Source organism: Dietzia sp. DQ12-76, assembly GCF_014145045.1.
Classification (GTDB): domain Bacteria; phylum Actinomycetota; class Actinomycetes; order Mycobacteriales; family Mycobacteriaceae; genus Dietzia.
Window position 1 is genome coordinate 1 of sequence record NZ_JAALDV010000265.1, and the last position, 3767, is coordinate 3767.

Genomic DNA, 3767 nt, shown 5'->3' on the forward strand with positions numbered 1-3767 from the left:
ACCCTGGGCGTCCCGGCTCTCCGGGGCCTTGCCCTGCCCGTGCGCCGGACGCTGAGAACCCTGACCAGCGGGTTCGGACGCCGGTGTTCCCGATCCGGCGGGCCGACGGGCACGCCGACGCCGCGGCGGGTTGGCGCGCGGTTCGTCGGGGCGTTCGGCTTCAGACACCCATCGATGCTACCGGCCGGTGTCGGGTGTTCCGTAAATCGTCGGCGTGCCGCCCGTGGATCGGTCCGGACGCCGGGCGTCTGTGTTCTGCGCGTCCCATGCCGACCCCGACGCCCTGGTGGTGTTCCAGCACTTCCCCGACGCCGCCGCAGCACAGGAGTTCCGGGGTGACCCCGCGTACCCGGCGTGCCTCGAGGAGTCGGGGGAGCTGCTGAGCGGCCCCCGGTGGTCGAGGCCGTGGAGCCGCTGTGGTCCGAGGCGGGCGGACCGACTCGGTAAGGTCTCCGCTGTGACAGCCCGCAACCCCCACCCAGATCCGCGCGCCACCTCGGACCGACACGATGCGGCGGTGTTCTCGGGACTGCAGGACGGCCCGGGCACCCCGCCCGACCCGACCGAGTCCGAGGCGCGGCGGGTCCGGCTCCTGGCGGGCGCCCAGTCCACTCTCAACGATCACGCGGACGTGCTCGCTCCTCTCGCGTCGGCGTTCGTCGAGGCCGGGCACGAGCTCTACCTCGTCGGCGGGAGTGTGCGCGACGCCGTTCTGGGCCGACTCGGCACGGACCTGGACTTCACCACGGACGCGCGGCCCGAGACGGTCCGGGGGATCCTCGAGACCTACGCGGACACGGTGTGGGACACCGGTATCGAGTTCGGCACCCTGTCGGCGGTCAAGCATGACGCCGGTGGTGTCGAGCAGCAGATCGAGATCACCACGTTCCGCGCGGACTCCTACGACGGGGTGACCCGCAATCCCGACGTGGTCTTCGGGGACACCCTGGAGGGAGACCTGGTCCGTCGCGACTTCACGGTCAACGCGATGGCGGTGCGGCTGCACCCCGACGGACGTCACGAGTTCTGTGACCCCCTCGACGGGATGGAGGCCCTGCTCGCGGGGGTCCTGGACACCCCTGCGGCCCCGGAGCAGTCGTTCTCCGATGATCCGCTGCGCATGCTCCGGGCCTGCCGGTTCGTCTCCCAGTTGGGTTTCTCCCTCGCCCCCCGGGTGTTCCGGGCGATGTCGGAGATGACCGCCGAGATCGACAGGATCACCGTCGAGCGGGTCCGCACCGAGTTGGACAAGACCATCCTGGGGGACTACCCGATCGACGGGATCAACATGCTCTGTGAGGCCGGGTTGGCCGACCGCGTGTTGCCCGAGGTGCCGGGGATGAAGCTGGAACGCGACGAGCACATGCAGCACAAGGACGTGTACTGGCATTCGCTCACCGTGCTGCGGCAGGCCATCGACCTCGAACCGGACGGCCCTGACCTCGTGTTGCGCTGGGCCGCGCTGCTGCACGACGTGGGCAAGCCGGCCACGCGCGCGGCCAAACCGGGCGGCGGGGTGACCTTCCACCACCACGAGGTGGTGGGCGCCAAGATGGTGCGCAAGCGCATGCGTGCACTCAAATACTCCAAGCAGATGATCGAGGACGTCTCGGGGCTGGTGTTCCTCCACCTGCGCTTCCACGGGTACGGCGAGGGGCAGTGGTCCGACTCCGCCGTGCGCCGCTATGTCTCCGACGCGGGACATCTGCTCCCCCGCCTCCACCGGCTGGTGCGCGCGGACTGCACCACGAGGAACAAACGGCGCGCGGCCAGGCTCCAGGCCAGCTACGACTCCCTCGAACACCGGATCGCCGAGATCGCGGAGAAGGAGGATCTGGCCCGCGTCCGACCGGACCTCGACGGCAACGAGATCATGCGGTTGCTCGACCTCAAGCCCGGGCCGGACGTCGGCCGGGCCTGGGCCTTCCTCAAGGAACTGCGCCTGGACCGCGGCCCACTCGACCGCGACGAGGCGGAGGCCGAACTCCTCCGGTGGTGGGCCGAGCGGAGCACAGACCCGCAGAACGGCGACCCGGCGTGATCGGCGGCGCGGTCGACCGCTATCTCGGCTCGACCGCGGGCAGGGCCGTGGCCGCCGTCCTGGCGACGCTCGGTACGGTCCTCCACACGGTCGGAATCCCGGGCCTCCAGAACCTCCCCCCGTACCGCATCGACCTGGACGTCTACCGGGTCGGCGGGCAGGTGTTCCGGGACGGCGGCGATCTCTACGGCGAACTGCCCCGGCTGGCGGAGGGGGCCCACCTGCCCTTCACCTACCCCCCGCTCGCGGCCCAGATCTTCGCCTTGTTCACGCTCGTCCCGTTGGCGGTGGCCTCGGTCGTCATCACGCTGGCCACCATCGCCGTGCTCGCCTCCGTGGTGCAGCTGGTCCTCAGCCGCACCTGTGCTCGTCCGGTCCGCGAGCTGTGGTGGCTCACGGTCGCGGTGATGGCCGTCGCGCTGTGGTTCGGACCGGTCCGCGAGACGATCGGGTTCGGGCAGATCAACGTCTTCCTCATGGCGTTGGTGCTGGTGGACGTGATCCGTGGCCGGGGTCGCTGGTGGGGCGGGATCCTCACCGGCCTGGCGATGGCGATCAAGCTCACCCCCGCGGTGTTCCTGTTGTACTTCGCGCTGCGTCGCGACTGGAGGGGTCTGGGGACCGCGGTCCTCGCCGCGCTCGCCTTCACCGGCCTCGGTCACCTGCTGACCCCGGCCGACTCGGCCCGCTACTGGTCGTTCGCGATCCGGGATCCCGCCCGAATCGGCGCACTGTCGTTCTCCTCCAATCAGTCGGTCAACGGGTTCGTGTACCGCCTCGGTCTCGAGGGCTCGGCGGCATCGGTGGCGTGGTTCGTGGTGTCCGCGCTGGTGGGCCTGGGTATCGCCTGGGTGGCGTGGCGGCTGCTGCGCCACGGGCACGAGGTCGCCGCCGCCGTCGCGGTGGGGTTCGTCGCGCTGTTCTGCTCGCCGGTGTCCTGGGGACACCACTGGGTCTGGTCGGTGCCGGCCGTCGTTCTCACGGCGGTGTGGGCGGCGCGCGCGGCCGAGAGGGATGACGACGACGAGCGTGGCTGGCTCGCCCTGGCGGGCTCCGGCATCGTGGTCTTCCTGACGACACCACAGTGGTGGTTCCCCCATGACGAGGGGCGTGAACTCGCGTGGGGGCCGATCCAGCACCTCGTGGGCGACGCCTATCTCCTCTGGGCGTTGGCCTTTCTCGTCGTCGTCGGCCTCCGGGCCGCGCGGCTCGGGGATCCGGATCTGCACGGGGATCCGGACAGGCCGGTGCTCCTGGTGCGCAGCGACTCCCGCTGAAGGGTCGGTCAAGAGCGTCACTGCCCTCTGTGGAGGGAGGTCGGGTTGTCCACAGATCGCTGCTCGGCACTGGCCCGCGCCACCAGGCCGCGACACCATTTCGGGCATGGACTACTTCTTCGGAGACGGCGTCGGTGAGCCGACGCACTGGCAGGGCACGCCCGACCTCACTCTCGGGACCGGTGCCGCAGACGCGCTGTGGCTGGACTTCGACGGCGACGGGCACGCCGACGACGCCCTGTGGGACTCGACCGGCGACGGTATCGCCGACCGCGTGGTGACCGATGTGGGCACCGGCGCCCAGGAGGTCTACTCGGACGCGGGGGGCCGCGGGGTGTGGGACGTCTTCGCGGGCGGGGCCGGTGCGCTGGCCGCGGGATCCGTGGGTGCGGGTTCCGTTGGCGGGGGTTCGGTGGGTGCGGGGTCCGTCGGCGGTGGTTCGGTCGGCG

The 3767-nt window shown here is 71.0% G+C and carries 2 protein-coding genes and 1 pseudogene; all 3 read left to right on the forward strand.

Annotated features, from left to right (window positions below):
- Nucleotides 1-517 precede the first annotated feature (517 nt).
- Nucleotides 518-2041, forward strand: coding sequence for a CCA tRNA nucleotidyltransferase (locus tag G6019_RS09740; RefSeq protein WP_107758305.1), 1524 nt, complete (start codon nucleotides 518-520; stop codon nucleotides 2039-2041).
- Complete coding sequence (locus tag G6019_RS09745; RefSeq protein ID WP_107757870.1) at nucleotides 2038-3318, forward strand: glycosyltransferase 87 family protein; 1281 nt, start codon at nucleotides 2038-2040, stop codon at nucleotides 3316-3318. Before G6019_RS09740 ends, G6019_RS09745 begins: the two co-directional genes overlap by 4 nt.
- Before the next feature lie 106 nt (nucleotides 3319-3424).
- A pseudogene (locus G6019_RS09750) lies at nucleotides 3425-3767 on the forward strand (hypothetical protein); the annotation flags it as partial.